Source organism: Pseudomonas sp. BNK-30 (assembly GCF_047456185.1).
Classification (GTDB): Bacteria; Pseudomonadota; Gammaproteobacteria; order Pseudomonadales; family Pseudomonadaceae; genus Aquipseudomonas; species Aquipseudomonas putida_E.
This window is the reverse complement of sequence record NZ_CP179904.1, coordinates 3,534,612-3,555,951: the sequence shown is the minus strand read 5'-3', so window position 1 is coordinate 3,555,951 and position 21,340 is coordinate 3,534,612. Positions and strand designations below refer to the sequence as shown.

Annotated in this window: 19 protein-coding genes; 10 read left to right on the top strand and 9 right to left on the bottom strand. The window is 62.8% G+C overall.

Annotation, left to right across the window (positions count from 1 at the left end):
• The first annotated feature begins 67 nt into the window (after positions 1 to 67).
• A complete protein-coding gene (locus ACMGGN_RS16520) occupies positions 68 to 781 on the top strand; it encodes an OmpA family protein (RefSeq protein WP_046787736.1) in 714 nt (237 codons plus the stop codon).
• Between the two features lie 19 nt (positions 782 to 800).
• Positions 801 to 1,076 carry a DUF1145 domain-containing protein gene (locus ACMGGN_RS16515; RefSeq protein ID WP_012313061.1) on the top strand — a complete coding sequence of 92 codons (276 nt, stop codon included), beginning with the start codon at positions 801 to 803 and terminating at the stop codon, positions 1,074 to 1,076.
• A 16-nt stretch (positions 1,077 to 1,092) separates the two neighbouring features.
• Here the strand turns inward: ACMGGN_RS16515 and ACMGGN_RS16510 are convergent, their stop codons facing one another.
• Positions 1,093 to 1,557, bottom strand: coding sequence for a CopD family protein (locus tag ACMGGN_RS16510; protein WP_046787735.1), 465 nt, complete (start codon positions 1,555 to 1,557; stop codon positions 1,093 to 1,095).
• Positions 1,558 to 1,655: 98 nt separating this feature from the next.
• Between ACMGGN_RS16510 and dinG the strand changes: the two genes are divergently transcribed.
• From dinG to ACMGGN_RS16480, 6 genes are all read left to right on the top strand, one after another.
• Positions 1,656 to 3,800 carry an ATP-dependent DNA helicase DinG gene (dinG, locus tag ACMGGN_RS16505; protein WP_115273732.1) on the top strand — a complete coding sequence of 715 codons (2,145 nt, stop codon included), beginning with the start codon at positions 1,656 to 1,658 and terminating at the stop codon, positions 3,798 to 3,800.
• An 81-nt stretch (positions 3,801 to 3,881) separates the two neighbouring features.
• On the top strand, positions 3,882 to 6,149 hold the full coding sequence (locus tag ACMGGN_RS16500; protein WP_414156133.1) for a beta-galactosidase: 2,268 nt from the start codon (positions 3,882 to 3,884) through the stop codon (positions 6,147 to 6,149).
• A 107-nt stretch (positions 6,150 to 6,256) separates the two neighbouring features.
• Positions 6,257 to 7,402, top strand: coding sequence for a serine hydrolase domain-containing protein (locus tag ACMGGN_RS16495; RefSeq protein ID WP_046787732.1), 1,146 nt, complete (start codon positions 6,257 to 6,259; stop codon positions 7,400 to 7,402).
• 99 nt (positions 7,403 to 7,501) lie between these two features.
• Positions 7,502 to 8,485 carry an OmpA family protein gene (locus ACMGGN_RS16490; protein WP_414156132.1) on the top strand — a complete coding sequence of 328 codons (984 nt, stop codon included), beginning with the start codon at positions 7,502 to 7,504 and terminating at the stop codon, positions 8,483 to 8,485.
• Positions 8,486 to 8,504: 19 nt separating this feature from the next.
• Positions 8,505 to 9,152, top strand: a complete 648-nt coding sequence (gene pdxH / locus ACMGGN_RS16485; RefSeq protein WP_046787730.1) for a pyridoxamine 5'-phosphate oxidase — start codon at positions 8,505 to 8,507, stop codon at positions 9,150 to 9,152.
• Between the two features lie 200 nt (positions 9,153 to 9,352).
• Positions 9,353 to 9,817, top strand: coding sequence for a glycine zipper 2TM domain-containing protein (locus tag ACMGGN_RS16480; protein ID WP_012313068.1), 465 nt, complete (start codon positions 9,353 to 9,355; stop codon positions 9,815 to 9,817).
• Between the two features lie 77 nt (positions 9,818 to 9,894).
• On the opposite strand, the gene ACMGGN_RS16475 is transcribed toward ACMGGN_RS16480, so the two are convergent.
• From ACMGGN_RS16475 to ACMGGN_RS16445, 7 genes are all read right to left on the bottom strand, one after another.
• A complete protein-coding gene (locus ACMGGN_RS16475) occupies positions 9,895 to 11,502 on the bottom strand; it encodes an NAD(P)/FAD-dependent oxidoreductase (RefSeq protein WP_174142045.1) in 1,608 nt (535 codons plus the stop codon).
• 103 nt (positions 11,503 to 11,605) lie between these two features.
• Positions 11,606 to 12,280 (bottom strand): COG3650 family protein, encoded by a 675-nt coding sequence (locus ACMGGN_RS16470; protein WP_115273736.1) that lies wholly within the window; start codon positions 12,278 to 12,280, stop codon positions 11,606 to 11,608.
• A 223-nt stretch (positions 12,281 to 12,503) separates the two neighbouring features.
• Positions 12,504 to 13,205, bottom strand: coding sequence for an ABC transporter ATP-binding protein (locus ACMGGN_RS16465; RefSeq protein WP_046787727.1), 702 nt, complete (start codon positions 13,203 to 13,205; stop codon positions 12,504 to 12,506).
• Positions 13,206 to 13,973: a high-affinity branched-chain amino acid ABC transporter ATP-binding protein LivG gene (gene livG / locus ACMGGN_RS16460; protein WP_039604710.1), complete on the bottom strand. Its 768-nt coding sequence runs from the start codon at positions 13,971 to 13,973 to the stop codon at positions 13,206 to 13,208. It abuts the gene before it with no gap.
• Positions 13,970 to 15,226, bottom strand: a complete 1,257-nt coding sequence (locus tag ACMGGN_RS16455) for a high-affinity branched-chain amino acid ABC transporter permease LivM (protein ID WP_012313073.1) — start codon at positions 15,224 to 15,226, stop codon at positions 13,970 to 13,972. The genes livG and ACMGGN_RS16455 overlap by 4 nt, the downstream gene beginning before the upstream one ends.
• On the bottom strand, positions 15,223 to 16,146 hold the full coding sequence (gene livH, locus ACMGGN_RS16450; protein ID WP_008097482.1) for a high-affinity branched-chain amino acid ABC transporter permease LivH: 924 nt from the start codon (positions 16,144 to 16,146) through the stop codon (positions 15,223 to 15,225). Before livH ends, ACMGGN_RS16455 begins: the two co-directional genes overlap by 4 nt.
• Positions 16,147 to 16,332: 186 nt before the next feature.
• Positions 16,333 to 17,448: a branched-chain amino acid ABC transporter substrate-binding protein gene (locus tag ACMGGN_RS16445; protein WP_012313074.1), complete on the bottom strand. Its 1,116-nt coding sequence runs from the start codon at positions 17,446 to 17,448 to the stop codon at positions 16,333 to 16,335.
• A 359-nt stretch (positions 17,449 to 17,807) separates the two neighbouring features.
• On the opposite strand from ACMGGN_RS16445, the gene ACMGGN_RS16440 reads away from it, so the two are divergent.
• Complete coding sequence (locus tag ACMGGN_RS16440) at positions 17,808 to 18,122, top strand: DUF2288 domain-containing protein (protein ID WP_046787726.1); 315 nt, start codon at positions 17,808 to 17,810, stop codon at positions 18,120 to 18,122.
• A 160-nt stretch (positions 18,123 to 18,282) separates the two neighbouring features.
• Positions 18,283 to 19,170 carry an NAD(P)-dependent oxidoreductase gene (locus tag ACMGGN_RS16435; RefSeq protein ID WP_196997594.1) on the top strand — a complete coding sequence of 296 codons (888 nt, stop codon included), beginning with the start codon at positions 18,283 to 18,285 and terminating at the stop codon, positions 19,168 to 19,170.
• Here ACMGGN_RS16435 and ACMGGN_RS16430 read toward each other — a convergent pair.
• Positions 19,070 to 21,334: a putative bifunctional diguanylate cyclase/phosphodiesterase gene (locus ACMGGN_RS16430; protein ID WP_414156131.1), complete on the bottom strand. Its 2,265-nt coding sequence runs from the start codon at positions 21,332 to 21,334 to the stop codon at positions 19,070 to 19,072. The two genes, ACMGGN_RS16435 and ACMGGN_RS16430, sit on opposite strands and share 101 nt — an antisense overlap.
• Positions 21,335 to 21,340 lie beyond the last annotated feature (6 nt).

Genomic DNA, 21,340 nt, shown 5'->3' with positions numbered 1-21,340 from the left:
AGAAGTGGCGCGGGCGCGTCTTTACTCCTGTAGGCCGGTTGCGGCCAACGACACAGGAGCATTCATCATGAGTGTCATGTCAAAGGCGGCGCTGCCGTTGCTGGTGGTTTCCAGTCTGCTGGCAGGCTGCGCCACCCACAGTGACGGCAGTGCGCCCCTCAATCAACGGACCTGGCCCATCTGCAGCCTGCTCGGTGGGCTGGCCGGCGGTGGCCTGGGCGCTATCGAAAGCTCGAGCTGGGCTGCAGGCGCTGGCGCCCTGGGTGCGATCGCCGGCGGCCTGATCTGTTACGCCCAGGATGGGGACGAAGATGAGGATGGCGTCTTCGATCGCCGTGACCGTTGCCCTGACACGCCTGCCGGCACGGCGGTCGACCACATGGGCTGCCCGCTGCCGCAGTATCCGCCCAGCCAACCTGCGCCTGAGCCCCAGCCAGAGGTGATCTCCCTCGACGATCAGGGCCAGGTGATGTTCGCATTCGACTCTGCCGACTTGACGGTGGGCAGCCAGCAACGGCTGCAAAGCCTGTTGCCCAGGCTCAGCGAGTTGGGTGTATCGCGGATCAAGGTGGTTGGCCATACCGACAATGTCGGGTCTGACAGTTACAACCAGGCACTCTCTGAGCGGCGCGCGGCCAGCGTCGCACAGTATTTGATCAGCCAGGGCCTGGCACCGCAGAAGGTAACGAGCGAAGGGCGCGGGGCTAGCGAGCCGGTGGCAGAAAACGACACCGAACAAGGCCGTGCGCAAAACCGGCGGGTGGACCTGCACCTGAACTGAGCAGCGATGGGAGCGGCAGATGAAATTCATTCTGGGCGTGGGTAAAACCCTGACCATCGCTTTCTGGGGCGTGGTGCTGTTCAACCAGATGCTGCCACAGCCGCTGCCGTTCAATCTGTTGATCAATGCCGCAGGCATCGCCTTGCTGGGGCTGCACGTTCTGGAAGTGCTGTTCTTCAACGGCAGCTTGCGTGGGCGCAGCCACCGCTGGTTCGATCGTTTGCAGATACTGCTGACGGGCATTTTCCACGTGATGTCCATACCGCGGCAGGCAGAGCTGACGCGCCGTGGCTGACCACGGCGCTGCCTCGCTATGTCGGTAGCCGCGAACTGGCCACCGCCACCACCGCCAGCCCCAGCAGGAGGTTGGCCCCGACCATGCGCCGGATCCGGCCCAGTGCCGCAGCACCTGCGGCCCAGTCTTCGGCCTGCACGGCAGCCTTCAGCTCAGGCAGCAACAGCGCCTGGATACGCATGAACAGCGCGAACATGGCGATCCCGCCCCCCATCATCACCTGTACATACCGGGGGGCTGTCTCGAAACCGTTGAAGCGCATGTGCAACATGCCGATACCACTTATCGCCAGAATGGCTACCGCCAGCCAGACCCATCTGAAGAAACGTCGGAAAACTTCCACCCAGAGCCGAAGCCGGGCTGGCCCCTCAAGGGCTGCAACCGTTGCCGGGCGCAGCACCAGCCAGGCGAAGAACATGCCGCCGACCCACACAAGGGCGGCCAGGACATGCAGTGTGTAGGGGAGGGCAAAGGCAAGCATCCGGATCTCCATGCGGCACAATGGGCAATAGCGGGGTATGATAGCCGCCCCATGCGAAACACTGAAAATATATCCAGCCCTTCGGGCGCCTGCAGACCATGATCAGCAACGAACTCAAAGCCACCATCCAGGGCGCCTACTCGCGTTTTCTCGAAGCCAAGAGCCTCAAGCCGCGTTATGGCCAGCGCCTGATGATCGCCGAAGTGGCCAAGGTACTCGGCGACATCGCCTGCGACGACGAAGGCCGCCGCGCGGGCGAGCCTGCCGTGGTCGCGGTCGAGGCGGGTACCGGTACCGGCAAGACGGTCGCCTATAGCCTGGCCGCAATCCCGGCCGCCAAGGCGGCTGGCAAGCGCCTGGTGATCGCCACCGCGACCGTGGCCCTGCAGGAGCAGATCGTCTTCAAGGACCTGCCCGACCTCATGCGTAGCAGCGGCCTGAACTTCAGCTTCGCCCTGGCCAAGGGCCGCGGCCGCTACCTGTGCCTGTCCAAGCTCGACATCCTGCTGCAGGAGGGCCATGCGCAATCGGCCACTGCCCAGTTGTTCGAGGAAGAGGGCTTTCACATCGAGGTCGACGAGCGCAGCCAGAAGCTGTTCAACAGCATGATCGAGAAGCTCGCCGGCAATCGTTGGGACGGCGACCGTGACAGCTGGCCCGAGGCCCTGGAAGACCAGGACTGGGCGCGGCTGACCACCGACCACAGCCAATGTACCGGCCGCCACTGCCCGAACTTCCAGCAGTGCGTGTTCTACAAGGCCCGCGAAGGCATGGGCAAGGTCGATGTGATCGTCACCAACCACGACATGGTCCTGGCCGACCTGGCCCTGGGTGGCGGCGCGGTGCTGCCTGACCCGCGTGACACGATGTACGTGTTCGACGAAGGCCACCACCTGCCCGACAAGGCCATCGGCCACTTCGCTCACTTTTCCCGTTTGCGCTCCACTGCCGACTGGCTGGAGCAGACCGCCAAGAACCTGACCAAGCTGTTGGCCCAGCACCCGTTGCCGGGCGATCTGGGCAAGCTGATCGAGCAGGTGCCGGAGCTGGCGCGGGAAATCCGCACCCAGCAACAGTTCATGTTCACCTTGTGCGAGCAAGTCGCCGACTTCCGTCCCAGCGAGGACGTGGAGGGGCGTGAGCGCCCGCGCTATCGCTTCGAAGGCGGCGTGGTACCCGAGCAGATCCGCGACGTCGGCATCGAGCTGAAAAAGGGCTTCGCCCGCCTCAACGACCTGTTCACTCGCCTGGCCGACCTGCTCAAGGAAGGCATGGACGGCGAGGTCAACATCGGTATCGCCAGCCATCAGGCCGAAGAGTGGTACCCCTTGTTCGGCAGCCTGGTCACCCGCGCCCAAGGCAACTGGGAGCTGTGGACCGCCTTCACTGCCGAGGACCCGCAAGACAGCCCGCCCATGGCCCGCTGGTTGACCCTGGCCGAAAGCGGCGCGCTGTTCGACATCGAGGTCAACGCCAGCCCCATTCTGGCAGCCGAAATGCTGCGGCGCAGCCTGTGGAGCGTGGCCCATGGCGCGCTGGTAACCTCGGCGACGCTGACCGCGCTGGGCAAGTTCGACCGTTTCCGCATGCGCTCGGGCCTGCCGCGCGATGCGATGACCTGCGTGGTGCCCAGCCCGTTCGTGCATGGCGATGCCGGCCTGCTGCGGGTGCCCGACCTCAAGGCCGACCCGCGCGATGCTGCGGCGCATACCGCTGCGATCATCCGCGAGCTGCCGAACATCGTCGAGGACGCCCGCGGTGCGCTGGTACTGTTCTCCTCGCGCAAACAGATGCAGGAAGTCTTCGACGGCCTGGACCGCGACTGGCGCAAGCTGGTGCTGATTCAGGGCAACCTGTCCAAGCAGGAAACCCTGAACAAGCACAAGGCGCGGGTCGATGATGGCCAGCACAGTGTGCTGTTCGGTCTGGCCAGCTTCGCCGAGGGCGTCGACCTGCCCGGTGCCTACTGCGAGCATGTGGTGATCGCCAAGATCCCCTTCGCCGTGCCTGACGATCCGGTCGAGGCGGCACTGGCCGAGTGGATCGAGGCCCGCGGTGGCAACCCCTTCATGGAAATTGCCGTACCCGATGCATCGTTGAAGCTGATTCAGGCCTGCGGTCGCCTGCTGCGTACCGAGCAGGACCGGGGCGTCATTACCTTGCTTGACCGGCGTCTGGTCACCCAACGCTACGGCAAGGCTATTCTCAATGCGCTGCCGCCCTTCCGGCGGGAGATTTCCTGAAGGCCGGAGCATGATGTGCCGGCCCGTTGTCCACCACTCTGTCGCGGGCCCATGAGGGCCTGGAAGGAGAGCCTGAGCCCTATGATCCGCCGCACCTTGCCTGCTGTTCTCACCCTGTTGTTCAGCGCCTCTGCAATGGCCGGGCAGCAGACGCTGTTCAGCTTCGTGCGCCCGGCTTCGGTCGTCAATGTGGCCACTGAGGGGGCCGGGATGCCGCAGTACAACGCAGAACAGACCGCAGAAGGCGAGGTGTTGCGGCGGGTGGTGTTCAACCCGGTCGAACGGCCGACCCTGCGGCTGAGCCCTCACAGTGGCGCATGGGATTGGTCGGCCGGGCAGTTTCTGACCTTGCGCCTGCAAAGTGCCATGGACTGGGCACTGACCGTCGATGTCACGGTGCTGGGCAGCGATGGCCGTACCCTGACCAGCCGTATCGACCTGCCTGCAGGGCCTGCGCAGACGGTCATGGTGCCGCTCAAGGCCAGTTCCCCCCTGAGCCAGGGCATGCGCGCCGGCCCACCGATGCCCTGGACCCATGAAGGGCAACGGTTGCTGCTGACCAGCAGCGCCGGTGAGGTCGATCTCAAGCAGGTGGTATCTGTCAGCTTGAGCATCCCCGGCCCCAAGGTTGCGCAGAACCTGCTGATCGAGAAGGTCGGTATTCAGGACGACGACCTTGCCTACCAGGCGGCCTACCACGCACTGATCGATGCTTATGGCCAGTCCACGCGCGGCCGCTGGCCCGAAAAGGTGGTCAACGATGAACAACTGAAAGCTGCTGACAACCGCGAGCAGCAACAGCTCAAGGCCTGGCTGGCCGAGCATCACAAGCAACAGCTGGACAGCTACGGCGGCCTGTTGGCGGGGCCGGCGTTCGACGCCACGGGTTTCTTCCGTACGGAAAAACGTGACGGCCGCTGGCACCTGGTAACCCCCGAGGGCCATCCGTTCTACTCGTTGGGCGTCAATGCCGTGGCTGCCGATGGCGGGCGTACCTATGTCGCCGGCCGCGAAGGGATGTTCGGCGTGCTGCCGGGCGAAGGTGACGCGCTTGCCGCCTTTTATGGCGAGGGCAACAACGATGATGGCAATGCATCGTCGCAGGGGCGCAACTTCAAGAAGGGGCGTTGGTTCGACTTCTATGCAGCCAACATCCAGCGCGCCCATGGCAAACCTTGCCCGGCAGGGGAGGAGGGGCAACCTGCCGCGCCCTGCCCGCCCCTTGCGCTGTATAGCGCTCGTTGGCAGGCGCATACGCTCGATCGGTTGCAGGCCTGGGGCTTCAACACCCTGGGCAACTGGAGCGACCCCGAACTCGGCCAGGCCAAACGCATGCCCTATACCCTGCCGCTGTCGATCGTCGGTGACTATGCCAGCATCAGCACAGGCATGGACTGGTGGGGGCGCATGCCCGACCCGTTCGATCCGCGTTTCGCCATGGCCACCGAGCGAGCCGTGGCCATCGCCGCCCGTGACCACCGGGATGATCCCTGGCTGATCGGGTACTTTGCCGATAACGAGCTGGCCTGGGCTGCGCCTGGCAATGACCCCAAGGCCCGTTACGGCCTTGCCTATGGCACCCTGCGTCTGACAACCGATGTGCCGGCCAAGCGTGCCTTCCTCAAGCAACTGCGCGACAAGTACCGTAACCAGCAGGGGTTGTCCAAGGCCTGGGGCATCGACCTGCAAGCCTGGGAATTGATGGAAGACCCAGGCTTCGAGGCGCCGCTGCCCAACCCCGAGCACCCTGAGATCGAACGCGATTACCAGCACTTCCAGCAGGTGTTCGCCGAAACCTATTTCAAGACCATCGCCGATTCGCTGAGCTGGCATGCGCCCAACCACCTTCTGCTGGGCGGGCGCTTTGCCGTCAGCACACCCGAAGCGGTCAAGGCCTGCGCCGAGTTCTGCGATGTGCTGAGCTTCAACTTCTATACCCTCAAACCCGATGACGGCTACGACTTCGCCCAGCTGGCGGAGCTGGACAAGCCGGTGCTGGTGTCCGAGTTCCAGTTCGGTTCCCGTGACCGTGGGCCTTTCTGGCCGGGGCCGGTGGAAGTGGCGCGTGAAGAGGATCGGGGCCCGGCCTACGGCAACTTCCTCAAGGCGGCACTGGCGCAGCCGATGATCGTCGGCGCTCACTGGTTCCAGTACCTCGACCAGCCTGCCAGCGGGCGTTTGCTCGATGGCGAGAACGGGCACCTAGGGCTGGTGGCGATCACCGATATGCCATATCCGGGTTTTGTCGAGGCGGTGCGCAAGCGTAACCGGCAGGCCGTTGGTCAGTTGAGCAGCCTGTTGCACGAAGGGAGCTCTACCACGGGCGCGCCAACCGACGAGGCGCCCTGAAAAGGGTGCTTTTCTGCGTGATCATCCAGCCTTGCCCAGTAGGCAAAACCGCCAACTACTGAAACAATGCCTCCCTTTTTCAGCAAGGTCGAACGGAGAACAGGCGGGTGCAGATCCAGGGTCACTATGAGCTGAAGTTCGAGGCAGTGCGCGAAGCGTTTGCGGCATTGTTCGATGATCCCCAGGAGCGCGGCGCGGCGCTGTGCATCCAGGTCGGTGGCGAGACTGTAATCGACCTTTGGGCGGGCAGCGCCGACAAAGATGGCCAGCAGGCCTGGCACAGCGATACCATCGCCAATCTGTTCTCCTGCACCAAGACCTTCACTGCCGTCACCGCACTGCAACTGGTCGGTGAGGGCAAGCTGGCGCTGGATGCTCCGGTGGCGCGCTACTGGCCCGAGTTTGCCCAGGCAGGCAAAGAGAGCGTCACCCTGCGCCAGCTGCTCAGCCACAGGGCGGGTTTGCCCGCCATCCGCGAGCTGCTGCCAGCAGAGGCCCTGTATGACTGGCAAACCATGGTCGATGCGCTGGCCGCCGAAACACCTTGGTGGGCGCCGGGTACCGCGCACGGCTATGCCGCCATCACCTACGGCTGGCTGATCGGCGAGCTGATCCGCCGCGCCGATGGCCGTGGCCCAGGGGAGTCGATCGTGGCGCGTACCGCGCGGCCGCTGGGGCTGGACTTCCATGTAGGCCTGGCGGACGAAGAATTCGATCGCGTGGCCCATATCGCACGCGGCAAGGGCAACGCCGGCGATGCTGCCGCCCAGCGCTTGCTGCAGGTGACCATGCGTGAGCCCGAGGCGTTGTCTACCCGTGCGTTCACCAACCCGCCGGCCATCCTCACCAGCACCAACAAGCCTGAGTGGCGCCGCATGCAGCAACCGGCGGCCAACGGTCACGGCAATGCCCGTAGCCTGGCGGGTTTCTATGCCGGCCTGCTCGACGGCAGCTTGCTCGAGTCCGAATTGCTCGATGAACTGACGCGTGAACACAGCATCGGCGAGGATCGTACCCTGCTGACCCAGACCCGTTTCGGCCTTGGCTGCATGCTGGACCAACCCACAGTGGCCAACGCCACCTTCGGCCTGGGTGCGCGGGCCTTTGGGCATCCCGGCGCAGGTGGTTCGGTCGGTTTTGCCGACCCCGAGCACGACGTTGCCTTCGGTTTCGTGGTCAATACCCTTGGCCCTTACGTGCTCATGGACCCAAGAGCCCAGCAACTGGTGCGTGTCCTTGGCACTTGCCTTTGATCGGGTAACGCGGGTATTGCGCAACCCCTTTGACTATCCTCAATGCCAACGCCTCAAGTGTGTGGGCAAAATTTCTTTCTATTTCATGGTGTATCGCTGATGTCTTCACATAAAACCTTAGCTCTCGCCCTGTGCCTGACCGCTATGACCGGCTGCGCCAGCCATTCTCAGGATGCCTCGAAGGGCGGCCTCAGCAGCTGGTGGCCATTCGGTACGGACGAGGTCGCCGAGCAGGAAGTGAAGCACGCCGTCACCGAAAAAGTCGCCAAGGCCGATGCCAAGTCCGAGAGCGCCAGCCGCTGGTGGTGGCCCTTTGGCGGTGACGACAAGCAGGCCAAGGGCCCGGTTGTACCAAAAATCGACGAAAAGGCCACCCAGGCCTGGCTCGATCAGTACGAGCCAAAACTGCGTGAAGCGATCAAGGACAGCAAACTGGAGCTGGAGCGCCGTGAGAATGTGTTGGTTGTGACCATCCCGGCTGACAGCTCCTACAACCCGGACCGTCCGAACATGCTGTTGCCTATGAGCCTGGGCCCGATTACCCGTGTGGCCAAAGCCGTCGAAGGCGACCCCAAGACTGCCGTGCTGGTGCTGGGCCACGCCGACACCAGCGGCGCTGCTGCTACCAACCAGAAGCTCAGCCTGGAGCGCGCCGCTTCCGTGTCGGCGATCTTCCGTTTGAGCGGCTTGAAGCGTGACCGTCTTTCGCTCAAGGGCATGGGCTCTGAAATGCCGCGCGCGGCCAACGACAGCGTCGAAGGCCGGTCCCTTAACCGCCGCGTGGAGATGCTGTTGACCCCGCAGAACACCATGCTTGCCCTGATGGCCAAATATCAGCGGCCAGCGCCGGCACCGGCCTCGATGGTCGCTGTCCAGGACGCTAAGGCACCCGCTACCAAGGCAGCTGTTACCAAACCAGCCGCCAAGGCAGCGGCCAAACCTGCTGCCAAAAAGCCTGCAGCCAAAGCCAAGGCACCTGCTAAAACCACCGCCAAAAAGAAAGCCGCGCCGGCCAAGCCCGCTGCCAAGAAAGCTACGGCCGAGAAAAAAGTAGCCGCCAACAGCCCTGCGAAGACCAACTGATCGTCAAGGAAACGCAGCCATGACCCAATCCCTGGCCGATATGCGCCGCGACTACACCCGTGATGGCCTGGCAGAAGCCCAGGCGCCGGGCGAGCCGTTCGCTCTGTTCCATCAGTGGTTCGCCGATGCGGTAAAGACCGAGCAGGCACCGGTGGAGGCCAATGCCATGACCCTCGCCACGGTCGACGGTGATGGCCGTCCCCATTGCCGCGTTTTGCTGCTCAAGGGGCTCGACGACCGAGGGTTCACCTTCTTCACCAACTACGACAGCGCCAAGGGCCAGCAACTCCAGGCCAACCCCTACGCTGCCATGACCTTCTTCTGGCCGGCGCTGGAACGTCAGGTGCGCATTGAGGGGCGTGTGGAAAAGGTTACGCCCCAAGAGTCGGATGACTATTACCAGGTCCGCCCGCTGGGTAGCCGCCTTGGGGCCTGGGCGTCACCGCAAAGCCGAGTGATTGCCAGCCGCGAGGCGCTCGAAGGGCTGGTGAAGGCCACTGAGGCCCGGTTCTCCGACACCCAGCCCCACTGCCCCGAGCATTGGGGAGGCTACCGCCTGCTGCCCGAGCGCATCGAGTTCTGGCAAGGGCGGGCGAGCCGGCTGCACGACCGGCTGAACTATCGGTGGGTCGATGGCCAGTGGCAGCGCGAGCGCCTGGCTCCGTGACGTTCATGGGGCTGCGCGGTAGCCCCATGTATGCTGTCACCACTTCAATGCAGTAAACCCTGACTATCCTCTGTCTAGATTTCCAGGCCCGGCTCGGAGACTGTACCGTAGCTGAACGGAAATAATTTTATGGCTTTGCTACCGTGACAGCCGTCGAGGTGCAGCGTCTAATGGACACCTGACTTATGGAGACTTTACCCATGCGTAAATCCGCTTTGCTGGTGGCGACCTTTACCACCATGTCGTTGTTGTTGGGCGGCTGTGCTTCGAGCCTGACCGGCGACAGCTACTCCCGTGATGAGGCCCGTCGCGTGCAGACCGTGCGCATGGGTACTATCGAGTCCCTGCGTCCGGTCAAGATCGAAGGCACCAAAACCCCTATCGGCGGCGGTGCAGGCGCGATTGTCGGTGGTGTTGCCGGCAGTGCCATTGGTGGTGGCCGTGGCAGTATCGTTGCAGCGGTAATCGGTGCCGTGGCCGGTGGCCTGGCGGGTTCCGCTGCCGAGGAAGGCATCACCCGCACCCAAGGTGTCGAAATCACCGTGCGTGAGGACGATGGCAGCATGCGCGCCTACGTTCAGGCCGTGCAGGAGAACGAAATCTTCCGCGTCGGTGAGCGTGTGCGCATCATGACTGTCGACGGTACCAGCCGCGTTACGCACTGACCGCGCCAAAACAAAACCCCGAACTGGCCAGGCCCGTTCGGGGTTTTTTATTTGCCTGCCCTGGCCCTGTCGCCGGCTTACAGCCCGAGCATATCCCGCGCCACGGCTTCGGCAATGCGAATGCCATCAACACCCGCCGAAAGAATGCCCCCGGCGTACCCGGCACCTTCACCTGCAGGGAACAACCCCTTCACGTTCAGGCTCTGGTAATCCTCGCCGCGGGTGATGCGCAGCGGCGAGGAGGTGCGTGTCTCGATGCCAGTCAGCACTGCGTCATGCAGGTTGTAGCCTTTGATCTGTCGATCGAAGGCTGGCAGCGCCTCGCGGATTGCCTCGATGGCGAAATCCGGCAAACTCGGCGCCAGGTCACCCAAGGTCACGCCCGGCTTGTAAGACGGCTCGACGCTACCCAGCGCGGTGGAGGGTTTGCCGGCAACGAAGTCACCCACCAACTGTGCCGGTGCCTGATAGTTGCTACCGCCCATTACATAAGCGTGCGCCTCCAGGCGCTCCTGCAGCTCGATACCCGCCAGCGGGCCGCCCGGGTAATCGCGCTCAGGGTCGATACCGACCACGATGCCGGAGTTGGCGTTGCGCTCGTTACGCGAATACTGGCTCATGCCATTGGTGACGACGCGGCCTGGTTCGCTGGTGGCAGCGACCACGGTACCGCCGGGGCACATGCAGAAGCTGTATACGGAGCGGCCGTTCTTGGCGTGGTACACCAGCTTGTAGTCAGCGGCACCCAGTTTCGGGTGACCGGCATATTTGCCAAGGCGCGCCTTGTCGATCAGCGTTTGCGGGTGCTCGATACGGAAGCCCACCGAGAAGGGCTTGGCTTCCATGAACACGCCTTTGCCGTGCAGCATGCGGAAAGTGTCACGGGCGCTGTGGCCCAAGGCAAGCACCACGTGGCGCGACTGCAGCTGCTCGCCGCTCTCCAGCACCACGCCGCTCAGTTGGCCACCGTCGATCAGCAGGTCGGTGACTTTTTCCTGGAAGCGCACTTCACCGCCCAGGGCGATGATGTCCTGGCGCATCTGCTCGACCATGCCGGTCAGGCGGAAGGTACCGATGTGCGGCTTGTTGATGTAGAGGATCTCGTCCGGCGCACCGGCCTTGACGAACTCTTCCAGTACCTTGCGGCCATGGTGAAGCGGGTCCTTGATCTGGCTGTACAGCTTGCCGTCGGAGAAGGTCCCGGCACCGCCTTCGCCGAACTGCACGTTGGACTCGGGGTTGAGCACGCTCTTGCGCCACAGGCCCCAGGTGTCCTTGGTGCGCTGGCGCACTTCCTTGCCACGCTCCAGGATGATCGGCTTGAAGCCCATCTGGGCCAGCAGCAGGCCGGCGAAGATACCGCACGGGCCGAAGCCGACCACGACCGGACGCTCCTGCAGGTCGGCAGGGGCGTGGCCAACGTACTTGTAGGTGACATCCGGCGCGACGCTGATATTGCGATCGTCAGCGAACTTGGCTAGTAGCTCCGCTTCGTTGCTGGCTTCAAGGTCGATGGTGTAGATGAACAGCAATTCGCTGTTCTTCTTGCGCGCATCGTAGCTGCGCTTGAACAGGTTGAAGCTGAGCAGTTGCTCATCGCGGATGCCCAGGCGCTGGACAATGGCTTCGCGCAGCGCTTCGTCGGGATGGTCCAGGGGCAGCTTCAGTTCGGTGATTCGTAGCATGGCAGGGTCCAGTATCCCGGCCATGGGCGGCCGGCGGCTTTACACAAACCGCCAAGTATAAGCTGTTCGCCGCCCTGACTGGCAGGATAAAAGTGCCCGGCGATCAGTTGTCGCGTGCACCGCCGTAGTAGCCGCAGCCCTGCAGGGTCTGGCCATCGATGCTCAGCTCGGCGCGCAGGTGGTGCACGGCACCGGTGGCAGTATCGACGCAACGCTGCGGGGCGACCCACAGTTCCACCTGCTGGCCGTTGGCTTCGCTGCTCAGGGTCAGGCCGCCGCCGGGCACTTCCTCTTCCAGGAAGGGCAGCGGCAATGGCTCCTTGCCAATGCGGTTGAGCACCATGCCTTTGCCACTGGCCTTGATGTCCCACTCAGGCTCATGGCCGCTGGCGCGCAGGGTCAGCTGCTTGAAGTTGGGATCTTCGCAGGCGCGGGTGGACGGGTCCAGGCGGTACAGGCGGCGCACCTCGAGCTGGCCGTCGCTGTTGGCCTGCTTGCTGCCGGTGAGGCGCCCGCGCACATCGGCGAACAGTTTGTCACCGGCGTCGTCTGCCAGGTTGGCGGCTTCCTGCAAAATGCCGGTGCCGGCCACATCCTTGATCACGAAGCGACGGGGTTCATTGCAGGGCTTGAACAGCAACTGGCCGCCCCCGGCGCTCAATTCGCCCTGCATGCGCACAGTGCCGATGTTCGGATCGCTTGGTGGGGCGGCCAGCATCTGGCAGCCGGCGAACAGGGGCAGCAGGGCGGTGAGTAGCAGGGAAGGGGTGAGGCGCATGGGACGGGGCTCCGGGATGCTTGCATGAAGTGCAGGCCACGGTACCCATGCCAGGCGCTGATCACAAGAGAAAGCGATTTGGGGCCGCTTTGCGGCCCATCGCCGGCAAGCCGGCTGCTACAGGAACAGCGCTGACCCTGTAGGCGCTGGCTTGCCGGCGATGGGCTGCGTAGCAGCCCTGATAAAGCTAACTGACTGGCCTGAACCCGAAGCCCTTTGCCAGTCAACCGCCCAGGTAGGCGTCACGCACTTTCGGGTCGGTCAGCAGCGCCTCCCCCGTGCCTTGCATTACAACCCGGCCATTCTCCAGCACATAGGCCCGATCGGCGACCTTCAACGCCTGGTTGGCGTTCTGTTCCACCAGGAACACCGTCACGCCATCGCGGCGCAACTGTTCGATGATGTCGAAGATCTGCTGGATGATGATAGGCGCCAGGCCCAACGAGGGCTCGTCGAGCAGCAGCAGCTTGGGCTTGCTCATCAGCGCCCTGCCGATGGCCAGCATCTGCTGCTCGCCGCCGGACATGGTGCCGCCGCGCTGGAGATAACGCTCTTTCAGCCTCGGGAACAGTTGCAGGACTTTGTCCAGTTGCTCCTGATAGTCGCCTTTGTCGGTGAAGAAGCCGCCCATGGCGAGGTTTTCCTCGACGGTCAGGCGGGCGAACACACGGCGGCCCTCCGGGACCACGGCGATGCTCTTGCGCATGATGTGCGAAGAAGGCTGGCCGACCAGCTCTTCACCCAGGTACTTGATGCTGCCGCTGTGCGCCTGCGGCGAGCCGCACAGGGTCATCAGCAAGGTTGACTTGCCCGCACCGTTGGCACCAATCAGGGTGACGATCTCACCCTGATTGATCTCGACGTTGACGCTGTGCAACGCCTGGATCTTGCCGTAGAAGGTGGAGACGTTCTCGAACTTCAGCATTTACGCTTCCCCCAGGTAGGCTTTGATCACGTCAGGGTTGTCGCGAATTTCCTCCGGTGTGCCGTTTGCCAGGGGCGTGCCCTGGTTGATGACGACGATATGGTCGGAAATGCTCATCACCAGCTTCATGTCGTGTTCGATCAGCAGCACGGTGACGTTGTGCGACTCACGCAGATAGGCGATCAACGCCTTGAGGTCCTCGGTTTCCTTGGGGTTCAGGCCCGCTGCCGGCTCGTCCAGCATGATGATCCGCGGCTGGGTCATCATGCAGCGGGCGATTTCCAGGCGGCGTTGCTGGCCGTAGGCGAGGGTGCCGGCGGTACGGTTGGCGAACTCGGTCAGGTTGACCTTCTCCAGCCAGTACTGCGCGCGCTCCAAGGCCTCTTTCTCGCTGCGGCGGAAGCTTGGGGTCTTGAACAGGCCGGCGAAGAAGTTGGTGTTGAGGTGGCGGTGCTGGGCGATCAGCAGGTTTTCCAGCGCGGTCATCTCTTTGAACAGGCGCACGTTCTGGAAGGTCCGCACCACGCCCTTGCGGGCGATCTGGTGGCCGGCCAGGCCTTGGATCGGCTGGCCGTCGAGCAGGATGGTGCCGCCGCTGGGCTTGTAGAAGCCGGTGAGGCAGTTGAACACGGTGGTCTTGCCAGCGCCGTTCGGGCCGATCAGCGCCACTACCTGTTTTTCCTTGACGGTCAGGGCCACGCCGTTGACCGCCAACAAGCCGCCGAAGCGCATGCTCAGGCCGCTGACTTGCAGAATTTCGCGGCTCATCGACGCAGCTCCATGTGTGGACGTTGCATAGGCAGCAAGCCTTGCGGACGCCAGATCATCATCAACACCATCAGCGCACCGAACATCAACATCCGGTATTCGCTGAACTCACGCATCAGCTCAGGTAGCAGGATCATCACGATGGCCGCGAGGATCACGCCCAGTTGTGAGCCCATGCCGCCAAGCACGACGATGGCGAGGATGATCGCCGACTCGATGAAGGTGAACGACTCGGGTGTCACCAACCCTTGACGGGCGGCGAAGAAGCTGCCGGCGAAACCGGCGAAGCAGGCGCCCAGGGTGAATGCCGAGAGCTTGATCACAGTCGGGTTCAGGCCCAGCGCGCGGCAGGCGATCTCATCTTCACGCAGCGCCTCCCAGGCGCGCCCGATGGGCATGCGCAGCAGGCGATTGATGACGAACAGCGCCAGCAGTGCCAGCAACAGTGCCACCAGGTAGAGGAAGATGACCTTGTTGATCGAGTTGTACGGCAACCCGAAGTACTCGTGGAAGGTCTGCATCCCCTCGGCAGCACGCCGCTCGAAGGTGAGGCCGAAGAGCTCCGGTTTGGGGATGTTGCTGATGCCGTTGGGGCCGCCGGTCCAGTCGGTCAGGTTTCGTAGGAACAGGCGGATGATCTCGCCGAAGCCCAGGGTCACGATCGCCAGGTAGTCACCGCGCAGGCGCAGCACCGGGAAGCCGAGCAGGAAGCCGAAGGTCGCGGCCATCAGGCCGGCGATCGGCAAGCATACCCAGAAGCTCCAGCCCAGGTAGTGCGACAGCATCGCATAGCTGTAGGCGCCGACAGCGTAGAAGCCGACGTAACCCAGGTCCAGCAGGCCCGCCAGGCCGACCACGATGTTCAGGCCCAGGCCCAGCAACACGTAGATCAGGATCAGCGTGGCGATGTCGACGGCGCCGCGCGAGCCGAAGAACGGCCAGACCAGCGCCACCACGATCAGCCCGATGATGATCCAGCGTTGTGTCTTGGGCAGGGTCAGGTAATTGCTTACCGCGGGCGAGATCAGCTTGCGATCCGAGCGGCGGCCCATCACCGAGCTCCACTGCCTGTCGAACAGCACGCGCAGGAACATCAGCACCGAGCAGGCGGCGATGATGCCGATGGTGAACGAGCCCTGGCTGTGCACCACCAGGCTGATGCCATCGATGCTCAGTTTCAGGCCCAGCACCGGGAAGGCCACGGCCCACACCAGCAAGGCGCTGAAGAACGCCTGTTTGAGATTTCTGTTCATACTTTTTCAACCTCCGGGCGGCCGAGGATGCCGGTCGGCCGGAACAGCAGGACAAGAACCAACAGGCCGAATGCCACCACGTCCTTGTACTGGTCGCCGAAGATATCAGCGCCAAAGGCTTCGGCCACGCCCAGCACCAGGCCACCGAGCATCGCGCCCGGAATGCTGCCGATGCCACCCAGTACCGCCGCCGTGAAGGCCTTCAGGCCCACCAGGAAACCGGCGTTGGGGTTGATCACGCCGTACTGCATGCTCAGCAGCACAGCCGCCACCGCCGCCAGCGCGGCACCGATGACGAAGGTCAGGGCGATGATGTTGTTGGTGTTGATGCCCAGCAGGTTGGCCATCTTGATGTCCTCGGCGCAGGCGCGGCAGGCGCGCCCCAGGCGAGAGCGGGAGATGAACAGGGTCAGCAGGGTCATGGCCACCAGGGTGACCACGAACACCAGGATCTGCATGTAGCTGATCAGGACTTCTTCAGCACCGCCTGGCCCGAAGGAGAAGCTCCCGGGGATCAGGTTAGGGATGGATTTGTCCTTGGAATCCTGCGACAGCAGCACGGTGTTCTGCAGGAAAATCGACATGCCGATGGCGGAAATCAGCGGGATCAGACGGTTGCTGTTGCGCAGGGGGCGGTAGGCAACCCGTTCGATGCTGTAGCCATAGGCGCTGGTGACGAAGATCGTCGCGACGAAGGCAACGGTCATCAGGATCGGCAGCGAATGGATACCCATCATGGCCAGCCCTGCGAGGGCGATGAAGGCCACATAGGAACCGATCATGTACACCTCGCCATGGGCGAAGTTGATCATGCCAATGATGCCGTACACCATCGTGTAACCGATGGCGATCAAGGCATAGGTGCTGCCGATGGTCAATCCATTAACCAGTTGTTGGAAGAAATGGTAGATCTCAGGCATTACAGCGCTCCTAAAAACCTGATTTGCATTTCGCTGGCGGGGGTAGGCCAGGAAACCGCGAGTGACGGTTTTAAGATTTTCAGGTGAACCGGCCCCCGGATCGCGGGAATCAGGTCCATGAACCTCGTAAAACAAAGCCCACTGCTCGCACAGTGGGCTTTTACGGTCAGCTATTCAGTCACGCAGTTACTGAGGGGAGACTTCGGTCTTCGGCTTGCCGAAGTGCCATTCGTAGACCACGAACTTGAAGTCTTTGAGGTCGCCTTTTTCGTCGTACGACAGCGTGCCGGTCGGGGTCTTGAACGAGCCGGCGTGGATGGCGGCTGCCACCTTGTCGGTGTCTTCGGACTTGGCAGCCTCGATGCCTTTGGCGATCAGCTCCACGGCGGAGTAGGCCGGGAACACGAACGGACCGCTCGGGTCCTTGCCGTCAGCCTTGATGGCATCGACGATGGCCTTGTTCTCAGGGTCGGCGTCGAACGACTTCGGCAGGGTGACCAGCAGGCCTTCGGAGGCGTTCTGGGCGATCTGCGAGATCGAGTCGTTGCCTACGCCTTCTGGCCCCATGAACTTGGCTTTCAGGCCTTTTTCCTGAGCCTGGCGCAGGATCAGACCCAGCTCTGGGTGGTAGCCGCCGTAGTAGACGAAGTCGACGTTGTTCTGCTTGAGCTTCTGGATGATCGAGGAGAAGTCCTTGTCACCGGCGTTCAGGCCTTCGAAGACGGCAACCTTGGTGCCTTTGCCTTCCAGGGTCTGCTTGACGGCGGTGGCGATGCCTTCACCGTACTGCTGCTTGTCGTGCAGCACTGCAACGACCTTCGGCTTGACGTGGTCGGCGATGTAGTTGCCGGCCGCAGGGCCTTGGGCGCTGTCCAGGCCGATGGTGCGGAAGATCAGCTTGTAACCACGGGCGGTGATTTCCGGGCTGGTGGCGGCCGGGGTGATCATGATCACGCCTTCGTCTTCGTAGATGTCGGACGCTGGCTGGGTGGAGCTGGAGCACAGGTGGCCGATGACGAACTTGACGCCGTCGTTGACCACTTTGTTGGCGACTGCCACGGCCTGTTTAGGGTCGCACGCGTCGTCGTATTCCTTGGCTTCAAGCATTTTGCCATCGACGCCGCCCTTGGCGTTGATGTCCTTGATGGCCTGTTTTGCGCCGATGAACTGCATGTCGCCGTACTGGGTCACAGGACCGGTTTTCGGACCGGCGATGCCGATCTTGATGGTATCGGCGGCAAACGAATGGCTGGCTACCCCGGCCAGTACCATTGCGGCGAACAGCTTGGAAATCTTGATCATAGTGCTCCACTCATTCTGTTGTAATTCTTATAGTCCTGGCGGCCAGGGCTACAGACCGGGCGGGATTTGCGGTATGGCCACGCCACACTGCATGCCCACCTTCCCCCGGAACATGTCCCGGAACTGTACCGGTACAGTGTAGAGCGCTGCCCGAGCGCTTGAAAAGCGGGCGAAAAGCGCCTGTTTCGCGGGTTGTCGCATGATCGACACAAAGATACAGAAAGGCGCCATTACATCGCCTGCATCTTCGGCCCTACCCCACAAGTTCTGGGCCAATCGACCAAATTACATATTTGAAACCGGGTTTTTCTGCAAAAATGCCGGCCTTTTTTATTGGCCGATATTTGCGGTAAAAACCCATGACTGATCAAACAAGCACCCTCTATGCCAAATTGCTCGGCGAGACGGCAACTATCGAGTGGAAGGCATTGGAGCGTTTTTGGGCAAAGGGTGACCTGATTTGGGTCGACCCCAGCCTGGACTTGATAGCGGTTGCCGAAGTGATGGCGCAGAATCGCAGCGAGATGTTCGCCAAGTGGCGTGATGATGGCACCGTGGGCCCTGTCACGGCCGAACAGGCGCTCGACCTGCAAACCCGCGATCCAGAGATATGGGCGGTGGTGGTTTCGCCGTTCATCGTGATTCAGGTGAAGAGCGCCAAATCCGCCGGATGATTTTGGTGCGCGAAAATGCGCAGCCGCCCCATTCTGGTGCTCGATGGCGTTCAGGTGGGGTGGAGGTAGGTAACAATTCGGCGTGGCGGTAACAGTTTACGGGATGCGTAATGGGGCCGTGGTACGGCCCGGATAACTATCGGATTTGCCAGGAGTCGTTATGAGCACTGAACTGCCTTCGCTTGGATTCGCCGGGATTGGTCTGATGGGGCTGCCGATGTGTCGGCGCCTGCTGGCCGCAGGTTACCCGCTGACCGTCTGGAACCGCAGCCCGGAAAAGTGTGCCGAGCTGGTCGCGGCTGGCGCGCAGCTGGCTGCCGACCCTGCCGGGTTGTGCCGGGGCAGCGACATGGTGCTGCTGTGCCTGGCCGATACGGAGGTGGTACGCGAGGTGGTTTTCGGCGAGCAGGGTATCGCCCAGGGTGGGCGTAGCGGGCAACTGCTGGTCGACTTGTCCAGCCTTGAGCCGACCGCTACCCGCGAGATGGCTGCCGAACTGGCCGCCCTGTGTGGCATGGCGTGGCTGGATGCGCCCGTCTCCGGTGGCACGCCGGGCGCCGAGGCCGGCAGCCTGGCGATCATGGTCGGCGGCGAGGTTGCCGACCTGGAACGAGCGCGCCCGGTATTGCTTACCCTTGGCCAGCGGGTCACGCACATGGGCGGGGTGGGGGCGGGGCAGGTGACCAAGGCCTGCAATCAGATGATCGTGGCCTGCAATGCCTTGGTGGTTGCTGAAGTCGTGGCGTTGGCCGAGCAGTCAGGTGTGGACGCAACGCTCATCGCCCAAGCCCTGGCCGGTGGTTTTGCCGACTCCAGGCCGCTGCAGATCCTGGCACCGCAGATGGCCGAAAGCCGTTTCGAACCGGTGAAATGGCATGTGCGCACGCTGCTCAAGGACCTCGACGGTGCGGTCAAGTTCTCCCGCGAACAGGGCACGGCGACCCCCCTCAGTGGCCTCGCCGCGCAATTGATGCGCCTGCACGGTAGCCAGGGTTATCTGCAAAAAGATCCGGCGACCCTGGTAGAGCTGTATCGCAACAAGCGCTGAAGGCTTCTTCCTGGCGGTCGAGCCGTTCCAGGATCGGCCGCAGGTCCGCCAGCGGTACCGGCCGGCTGAGCAGGTAGCCCTGCAGGTAGTCGCAGCCGTTGGCGGCCAGAAACTCATGCTGCTCGACAGTTTCTACACCCTCGCTGACCACCTGAAGATGCAGGGTATGGGCCATTGCGATGATCGCCTGGACGATCTCACGGTCCTTCAGGCTGGCAGGCACGTCCTGAAGAAAGCTACGGTCGATCTTGAGGACGTCCAGAGGCAGGCGCTTGAGGTAAGCCAGTGACGAGTACCCTGTGCCGAAGTCATCGATCGAAAGGCTGACACCTTGGCCACGAATTCGCTTGAGCAGGCTGAGCGTGCGCTGGATGTCACCCATCAGGGCATTCTCGGTGACCTCAAGTTCCAGGTGTCTAGGTGCCAGGCCCGCTTGGAACAGTGCCATTTCCACTTCTTTGGGCAACCCGTCATGGCCCAGTGTCACCGCTGAGCAGTTGACCGTGAGCTTGAGGTCGGCGAAGCCATGGCGATGCAACTGCGCCAGGTCATCACAGGCGTGGCGCAACACCCACAGGTCCAGGTCGACGATCAGGCCGTTGGCTTCGGCAATGCCGATGAACCGGTCCGGGCTCAGCAGCCCATGCTGGGGGTGCTGCCAGCGTACCAGCGCTTCAAGCTTGGCTACCTGTCCGGTACGCAGATCGTAGATGGGCTGGTAATGCACGCGCAGCCCACGCTCTTCAAGCAAGGCGATGCGCAGTTCTTCTTCGAGTTGCAGTTCAAGGGTGGCGCGATTTTTCAGGCCGCTGTTGAAAAAGTGCAGGCTGTTGCGCCCGCTGCCCTTGGATTGATAGAGGGCAAGGTCGGCGTGCTTGAGCAGCTCTTCAGCGGTGAGGCCGTCGTCGGGGTAAATGCTGACGCCGATGCTGGTGGTCATGACCATGCGCCGCCCGCCCAGGTCGATGGGGTCCTTCATGCGCTGCATGATGCGCTGCGCCAGATGGCGAGCTTCGTCAGGCCCATTGAGGCTGGTAACCACGCAGAACTCGTCGCCGCCGAAGCGTGCCACCAGGTCGTGGCTGCGTGTGGCCGCTTTGATATGGCTGGCGATCACCTTGAGCAGTTGGTCACCGGCGTCATGGCCGAGGCTGTCGTTGATCCTTTTGAAATGGTCGATGTCTAGGAACATCACCGCCAGGCGGTGCACTTCGGGGTTCTGTTCGGCCAGACGTTCGGCGAACACCTGGTTGAAACCTCGGCGGTTGACCAGGCTGGTCAGTGCATCGTAGTGAGCGGCTTGCTGCAAAGAGGCGCGGGCCTGGTCCAGTTGGCTGAGCAGCATATTCACCCTGCGCAGGTCGTGTTCCTTGCTCTGCAGCTTTTTGTCGGCCAAGGCAGCGCTGATGCTGCTTGCACTGATCAGCAGGGTGATGAAGGCGACGGTCAGGCCCAGTTGCAGGCTGTTGTCGGCTGAGGGCAAGCGCAGGGCGGTGTCGGCAGGAATGACCAGCGTCATCGCGGCCATTGCGGTGAAATGGGTGGCAACGATGCCGCCGGCCATGAGCAGGCTCGCGCCATATTTCAGGGCTTGATGCACAGTGCCGCTGCCGTTGCGGAAGTAGCGGGCCATCAGCAGTGCGGCCAGGCTGGTCAGCAGTGCGATGGCCGTGCTGGCCAGCAACAGTTCGGTCTGGTAGTACTGCTTGGCCCCGGTCTGCAACGCCGCCATGCCGACAAAATGCATGAGGATGATACCCAGGCCGATCAGCATGGCGCTTTGCAGGTAATGCTGCGACCCCATGCGCTCGCGATCGAGGCTGGTCATCGCCATCCAGGCCACACCCAGTGCAATCAGCAGCGAAAGGCCGCTCAGTGAGGCGTCGTAGTGCATTTCCAGCGGTGCCCTGAACGCCAGCATGCTGATGAAATGCATCGCCCAGATCCCTCCAGCCAGGCAGCAAGCACCCAGCATGCGCCATTGCCTCTGGGCAGCCGGTTGTTCGCTGTGGGATTGGCGCTCGGCCATGTCCAGGGTGGCAAAGCAGGCAGCGCTGGCCACAGCGAAGGCGATCAGGATCAGTAGTGGTTCATGACGGCAGTCGATGACGATGCTACCGCTAGCCGGCACATCGGAGAACAGTTGCAGTCCCAGCCATTCCATTGCTTG